The sequence below is a fragment of the Tabrizicola sp. genome (genome assembly GCF_041911175.1).
In the GTDB taxonomy this organism is placed as follows: Bacteria; Pseudomonadota; Alphaproteobacteria; order Rhodobacterales; family Rhodobacteraceae; genus Tabrizicola.
In genome coordinates this window covers 20,068-27,330 of sequence record NZ_JAYRPN010000067.1, presented here as the reverse complement: position 1 = coordinate 27,330, position 7,263 = coordinate 20,068, and the positions used below count along the sequence as shown (strand labels likewise).

Here is a 7,263-nt window from a genome sequence, read left to right as displayed (position 1 = left end):
CCCACAAGTAGTGAAGCTGACACCTACATCATCGGTCGGCAGGTTCCCCCGCTCCCCTAGTAGGCCGATATGCTCGTATTCAGACGCCGATGCGCCCAAACCGCCCGCATATCCCTTCATATTCCATCAATGTCAAAGAGCCATCGTCAGACAAAAAACGTGCGATCCGCCAACTTCTTGGCGTATCCCTTCGCGCCTTGCCTTCAGATTTTCCGAACTTCCGCTTCGTCTTGCCGTCGCTTCCGTCCGTCACCGTCGCGTTTCCGCTTCGGTGAGGCGGTATTTACGGAGGCAGCACGGAGGCCGCAAGAGCAAAAAACACCTTTGTCGCAAAAAATTTGCAGAAACCCGAAAACACCGCAAAATCTGGTGGTTGGCGCAAGAAACGCCACAACGGACGCCGCATCGCGGCAATTTTCTTGCGCCTGCAGCATCTCCCGCCTTCGTCAGACAGACGCGCGCCGCCGCATTCCGGTCCTCGGCACCAGACGCAACGCCAGAAGACCGATGCCAAGGCAAAAATAGATGAGCACCTCGGTCGTCCAGACCTTCGAAAGCAGCGCCAGATGGACCACTCCGGCCAGAATCGCCACATAGGCCAGGCGGTGCAGACGGTTCCAGGCCACCGGTCCCATGCGCCGGATCGCCCCGTTCCAGGAGGTCGCGGCCAGGGGAAGCATCGCCACGAACCCGATCATTCCCAGAATCACGAAGGGCCGTTTCGTCAGGTCGGCCAGCATCTCGTTCCAGCGCAGGCCCATGTCCAGCCAGATCCAGGCCACCAGATGCAGCGTGACATAGATGAAGGACAACAGCCCCAGCGCCCGGCGGAAGCAGATCAGGTTCAGGCCGACGCGCCTGAGCGGCGTGATTGCCAGCGAAGCCAGCAGGAACTGCAACCCGCGTTCGCCGAGGCCTCGCTCGATGGCCTTCACCGGGTCCGCCCCGAGGCCGCCGAAAAAGGCCCCCCAGACCAGGAACCCCAGGGGCACCAGTCCCAGCAAATAGACCACCCAGGTCGGGACCCGGCGGGCAAGCGCGTTCAGCCGGTCCATCAGTAGTCCTTCGCCAGATCCTGTCCGGCATACATCGAGGCGACCTCGGCCTCGTAGCCGTTGAACATCAGCGTATCCTGCCGCCCGCCGAAGAGGCCGGCGCCGATGCGGCGTTCCGAGGCCTGGCTCCAGCGCGGATGGTCCACATGGGGGTTCACGTTGGAATAGAAGCCGTACTCATTGGGCTGCAGCATGTTCCAGGTGGTTTGCGGCATCTTGTCGACGAGGCTGATCCGCACGATCGACTTGATCGACTTGAACCCGTATTTCCACGGCACCACCAGCCGGATCGGTGCACCGTTCTGTTTCGGCATCGCCTCGCCGTAGAGCCCGGTCGCGAGGATGGTCAGCGGATGCATTGCTTCGTCCAGCCTCAGGCCCTCGCGGTAGGGCCATTCGATGAAGGGGCTGGACTGCCCCGGCATCTCCTCGGGGCGCAGCAGCGTCTCGAAGGCCACGAACCTGGCGCCCGGCTGGACTCCTACCCGGTTCAGCAGACCTGCCAGCTCGAACCCGATCCAGGGCACCACCATCGCCCAGGCCTCGACGCAGCGGAAGCGGTAGATGCGTTCCTCCAGCGGTTGGTCCTTGACCAGGTCGGCAAGGTCGTAGCTGCCCGGCTTGTCGACCATCCCGTCGATCACCACGGACCAGGGGTCGACGGTCAACTTGCCCGCATAGGCCGCCGGGTCTTCCTTGCCGGTGCCGAATTCATAGAAGTTGTTGTAGGTCGAAATGTCTTCCAGGCTGTTCGGCTCTTCGGTCGAGGAATACTTGCTTGGTGCCGCCTCGATCCGGGCCAGCGCGGGGGAGGCCAGCAGGGTCGCTGCGCCCGCGATGAGCTGGCGGCGGTTCAGCCAGAGGGGCTTCGGCGTGACGTCGGACCATTTCAACTGCATCGGCAGGCTCCTTCGCGGTTTCTGCAAAGATGCGCCAGCTTGCCGGAAAGGCAAAAACAATCCGGCTCACAACTCTGGCAGGGACGTGAAACAATGGCGGGCCTGAGCTACCCGCCCCGCCTGTCCACAGTGGACAGCCGGGTTGGCCTGAACGAAATCAATCGCTTGGCCGCGGACGTTCAGGATCTGTTAGCCGTCTTTCCCGGAGATACCGCCCTTCGACGCCCGATCCGACGTCAAGTCACCGATTCCGGCCCACTGCTCATGCGCTTTTGACGGGCGGCTGACGGTTTGGCCTTTGCCGCATGGGAAATTTGGGCGTAGCCTTTGACGCAAGGTCATTTTCTTCCCCGGATCTTGCCATGCTTCGTTGTCTGCTCGCCCTGCCGCTGTGCCTGGCGGTACTCGTGGCGTCCGCCTGCGCCGATACCCGCGCCAAGGATCGCGTCGCGCTGGTCTTCGGCATGGCGGCATACCAGAATGTGACGGCGCTGAAGAACACCGTCAACGATGCCACCGCGCTGGCCCGGACTCTGGAAGAGATCGGCTTCCACGTCGATGTGCAGATGGACGCCACGCGCGAGGAGGCACTGGCCGCGCTGGACAAATTCGCCTTCGAGGCCGAGACCGCCGATATTGCGCTGATCTACTACGCCGGGCACGGCGTTTCGGTGCAGGGCACCACCTTCCTGATCCCGGTCGATGCAAAGGTGCGGCAGGCGAAGGATATCGTCAGTGCCTCGGTCACGATGGATCAGCTGGTCGCGGCCGCCGACGGGGCGCGGAAGATGTCGGTGGTGATCCTGGACAGCTGCCGCGACAATCCCTTTCCCGATGTGATCGACCTGCGTGACCCCGAAGTTGCCAAGGGCCTGACCACCGGCAAGGGCGGCCTGGCGCCACCGTCGCCGGAACGCGGCACGCTTGTGGCCTATGCGGCCCGGGACGGCGAAGTGGCGATGGATGGCGACGGGGTGAACAGCCCGTTCAACATTGCGCTGCGCGACAACATGGTGAAGCCGAACCTGGAGATCAGCCTCATGTTCCGGCAGGTCCGGGACGAGGTGCTTGCCGCCACCGGCAACCGGCAGGAACCCACGGTCTACGGCTCGCTGCCCGGCGAACCTTTCTACCTGACCGCCGACGCTGCTGCCGGGTCGTCGGATCCGGGCGTGGAGGAACTGGCCGTCGCCTGGCAGCGCGTCGTCGCAGCGGACCGCGCCAACCTGGAGAAATCGGCTGCCGCCGGCGATTCCCGGTCTCTGGTCGGGCTGGCGCTGGCCAAGCTGGATCGGCAAAGCACCGACTATGCCCCGCAGGAAGCGCAGGCCTTGCTGGAAAAAGCCGTGGCGGCCGGCGACCCCGAGGCGAAATACCGGCTGGCCAAGGTGCTGGAGGGCGGGCTGGGTGTCGACCCCGACCCCAAGCGCGCGCTGGCCCTGTATGAAGAGGCAGCCGAGGCGAAGATCCCCGCCGCGCTGAACGACATGGGCTATTTCCACTTCACCGGCGAGCTTGGCCTGTCGCCGGATCGCGACGCGGCACTGGCGCTGTTCCGCGAGGCCGCCGCCCAGGGCCATACCGAGGCGATGTTCAATGTGGCGTCTTTCGCAGCCAACGGCCTGGTCCCCGACCTTGGCCCGAAGGATGCGGCGGACCTTCTGTACCGGGCGCTGCGCGGCGGCAGCGAACTGGCCCTGGATGGCTTGCTGAACAATGCGGACAAGTTCCCGAAGGAAACCTGGGCCGGGTTGCAGGAAATCCTGGCGCAGAAAGGACTTTACGACGGCACGGTGGATGGTTCCTTCGGCCCCGGCACCCGCCGCGCCGTGCTTGCGGCCTACGGAATTTTTGAAACGGAGAACTGAAATGAATAGATCGATCCTGACTACATTTCTGCTCGCTCTCGGCCTTCTCTGGGTGCTTCCGGTGGGGTCCGCAAGGGCAGATTGCCTTGAACGACCGGCCGAGTCAGTCCTCGACCTTTCCCTCATATCCTGTCAGGACGGCAGCCCGCAGCTGGGTCAAGTCATCAACACCGGCGTCACGAAGGGGATCATCAAGATCCTGCAAGGCGCCGACAAGACCTGCGACGCCCGCATAGACCTGCGCTACCGGATCGACTGCCTTCGGCTGTACTATCTGAAAGTCGCGGCAAATCTGCCGGATACCGGTGACTACCTGCCGATCAAGCAGGCAATGCTGGACGCGGCTGGCAAGCTCGACGCCATCGTGACCAAGTACGAGGATGACATGGCGCCCCCTCTTCACCTGCGGGAAGGCCACAAGCCCTTGGCCAAGCGCCTGCCGCCGGTGCGTGCCGTCAAGGAAGCCTTCGCCGAAACCGCCGCCGCCGAGGCCGCGGCGGTTGTGAAGGAAACCGAACTGGTCATCATCCGCTCGGGCGGCGATCCGGCCCGGCGAACCCAGGCCTACACCGATGTTGCTGCGGCGGTGGAAGACAACCTCGTCGTCCTGCGCTCGGCCTGAGGCGGACTTCAGACGAAGCGGGGCGGGCAAGTTGCCCACCCCGCGAGGTGTCTAGTGCACCACGGCCTGCGCCGGACGCTCCCTGCGGCTTTGCACCACGCGATCGCCGATGATCAGCCCTTCCGGCCCGGTGGTGACCTGGATCACGCTGCCATCCAGGATTTCCCCGGCCAGCAGCATTTCCGCCAGCGGGTCCTGCAACTGGCGCTGGATCACCCGCTTCAGGGGCCGCGCGCCGAAGACCGGATCGTAGCCTTCGTCGGCCAGCCAGGCCTTCGCCGTGGCGTCGAGATCCAGCGTGATCTTCCGCGTCGCGAGGCGTTGTTCCAGCCGATGCAGCTGGATTTCCACGATGCCGCTCATGTCCGCCCGGTTCAGCCTGTCGAAGATGATCATCTCGTCCAGCCGGTTCAGGAACTCGGGGCGGAAATGCGCCCGGACCGCTTCCATCACCTCGGCCTTGGCATGGGCTGCGTCCATCCCCTCCGGCAGCTCGCTCAACGCCCGCGCCCCGAGGTTCGAGGTCAGGATGATCAGCGTCTGCTTGAAGTCGACCGTCCGGCCCTGGCCATCGGTCAGGCGACCGTCGTCCAGCACCTGCAACAGCACGTTGAAAACGTCGGGGTGGGCCTTCTCCACCTCGTCGAACAGCACCACCTGATACGGGCGGCGGCGGACGGCTTCGGTCAGCACGCCCCCCTCGTCATAGCCGACATAGCCCGGAGGCGCGCCGATCAGCCGGGCGACGGAGTGTTTCTCCATGAACTCGGACATGTCGATGCGGACCATCGCCTGGTCGTCGTCGAAGAGATAGGCGGCCAGCGCCTTGGTCAGCTCGGTCTTGCCGACGCCGGTCGGGCCAAGGAACAGGAAGCTGCCCAGCGGACGGTTCTCGTCCGAGAGCCCGGCCCGCGCACGGCGCACGGCGCGGCTGACGGCTTCCACCGCCGCCCGCTGGCCGACAACGCGCTTGCCCAGCTCCTCTTCCATCTTGAGAAGCTTCTCCTTCTCGCCCTCCAGCATCTTGGTCGTCGGGATACCGGTCCAGCGCTCGACCACCTCGGCGATCTGCTCGGGACGCACGGCTTCGGCGACCAGCGCCTGACCCTCGCGGCCCTCGGCCTCGCCCAGCTGCTTCTCCAGCTCGGGGATGCGGCCATATTGCAGCTCACCGGCCTTGGCGAAGTTGCCTTCGCGCTTGGCCTGGTCCAGTTCCGCCCGGGCCGCGTCCAGCTGTTCCTTCAGCGTCCGCGCCGCCTCCAGCGAAGCGCGCTCGTTCTGCCACTTCGCCGTCAGTTCCGAGGATTTCTGCTGCAGGTCGGCCAGTTCCTTCTCCAGCTTCTCCAGCCGGTCCTTCGACGCGGCGTCGTCTTCCTTCTTCAGCGCCTCGGCCTCGATCTGGAACTGCAGGATCTGCCGGTCCAGCGCGTCCAGCTCTTCGGGTTTGGAATCCACCTCCATCCGCAGACGCGAGGCGGCTTCGTCCACCAGGTCGATCGCCTTGTCGGGCAGGAAACGGTCGGTGATATAGCGGTGCGACAGGGTGGCCGCCGCGACCAGCGCCGCGTCGGTGATCCGCACCCCGTGGTGCAGCTCGTACTTCTCCTTGATCCCGCGGAGGATGGAGATGGTGTCCTCCACCGTCGGTTCTTCCACGAACACGGGCTGGAAGCGACGGGCGAGCGCCGCGTCCTTCTCCACATGCTTGCGGTATTCGTCCAGCGTGGTCGCGCCGATGCAGTGCAATTTACCCCGCGCCAGCGCCGGCTTGATCAGGTTCGCCGCATCCATCGCGCCTTCGGATTTCCCGGCGCCGACCAGCGTATGCATCTCGTCGATGAAGAGGATGATCTCCCCCGCCGCCGCCTCGATCTCCTTCAGGATGGCCTTCAGCCGCTCCTCGAACTCGCCGCGGTACTTGGCCCCGGCGATGAGGGCACCCATGTCCAGCGCCATCAGCTTCTTGTTCTTCAGGCTCTCCGGCACGTCGCCGTTGACGATGCGCAGCGCCAGGCCCTCGGCGATGGCGGTCTTGCCGACGCCGGGTTCCCCGATGAGAACCGGGTTGTTCTTCGTGCGGCGGCTGAGTACCTGCATCGCCCGGCGGATTTCCTCGTCCCGGCCAATGATCGGGTCGATCTTGCCGTCCCGCGCCGCTTCCGTCAGGTCGCGGGCGTATTTCTTCAGGGCCTCCATCGTGTCTTCCGACGAAGCCGAATCCGCCGTCCGCCCCTTGCGGACCTCGTTGATCGCCGTGTTCAGCCCCTGGGCCGTCACCGCCCCCGCAGTCAGCGCATCCTTGGCGCGCGTGTTCACCAAGGCCAGCGCCGTCAGCAGGCGCTCCACCGGCACGAAGCTGTCGCCAGCCTTTTTCGCCACGGCCTCCGCCTCGTCCAGCACGCGGACCAGCTGCGGGTCGACATAGGTCTGCGCATCGCCACCCGTGACCTTGGGCAGCTTGGCAATCGCCGCGTTCACCGCCGCATTGACCTGTTCGGGCGAGCCGCCCGCCTTGCGGATCAGGTTCGCCGCAAGCCCCTGGTCGTCATCCATCAGCGCCTTGAGCAAGTGGTCGGGCAGCACGCGCTGGTGGCTTTCCCGCATCGCGATGGTCTGGGCGGCCTGAAGGAACCCGCGCGACCGTTCCGTGAATTTCTCCAAATTCATCGGCATTCTCCTTTTCTGAAGCACCCCGCCCGCAATGCCTGACTTTCAGCACACCGCCTGGGGCCTTGCCCCTGATTTGTGCGCCGGGACCGGTCTTTGCAATCCCTGCATGCGGAAAAACCACAGGGCTGCGGATTCGGCTCCGTCGGCCT

Annotated in this window: 5 protein-coding genes; 2 read left to right on the top strand and 3 right to left on the bottom strand. The window is 64.9% G+C overall.

Translation table 11 applies throughout. The features are described from left to right. Positions 1–446 precede the first annotated feature (446 nt). Both msrQ and msrP read right to left on the bottom strand, forming a co-directional pair. Complete coding sequence (msrQ, locus tag ACE3P6_RS08825; protein WP_374393879.1) at positions 447–1,055, bottom strand: protein-methionine-sulfoxide reductase heme-binding subunit MsrQ; 609 nt, start codon at positions 1,053–1,055, stop codon at positions 447–449. Then, positions 1,055–1,954: a protein-methionine-sulfoxide reductase catalytic subunit MsrP gene (gene msrP / locus ACE3P6_RS08820; RefSeq protein WP_374393877.1), complete on the bottom strand. Its 900-nt coding sequence runs from the start codon at positions 1,952–1,954 to the stop codon at positions 1,055–1,057. Before msrP ends, msrQ begins: the two co-directional genes overlap by 1 nt. A gap of 362 nt (positions 1,955–2,316) precedes the next feature. Here msrP and ACE3P6_RS08815 point away from each other — a divergent pair, with 362 nt between their 5' ends. Both ACE3P6_RS08815 and ACE3P6_RS08810 read left to right on the top strand, forming a co-directional pair. Continuing rightward, positions 2,317–3,822 carry a caspase family protein gene (locus ACE3P6_RS08815; protein ID WP_374393875.1) on the top strand — a complete coding sequence of 502 codons (1,506 nt, stop codon included), beginning with the start codon at positions 2,317–2,319 and terminating at the stop codon, positions 3,820–3,822. 1 nt (position 3,823) lies between these two features. Further along, positions 3,824–4,444: a hypothetical protein gene (locus tag ACE3P6_RS08810; protein WP_374393873.1), complete on the top strand. Its 621-nt coding sequence runs from the start codon at positions 3,824–3,826 to the stop codon at positions 4,442–4,444. A 51-nt stretch (positions 4,445–4,495) separates the two neighbouring features. Here the strand turns inward: ACE3P6_RS08810 and clpB are convergent, their stop codons facing one another. Then, a complete protein-coding gene (gene clpB, locus ACE3P6_RS08805; RefSeq protein WP_374393871.1) occupies positions 4,496–7,111 on the bottom strand; it encodes an ATP-dependent chaperone ClpB in 2,616 nt (871 codons plus the stop codon). Between the last annotated feature and the right edge of the window lie 152 nt (positions 7,112–7,263).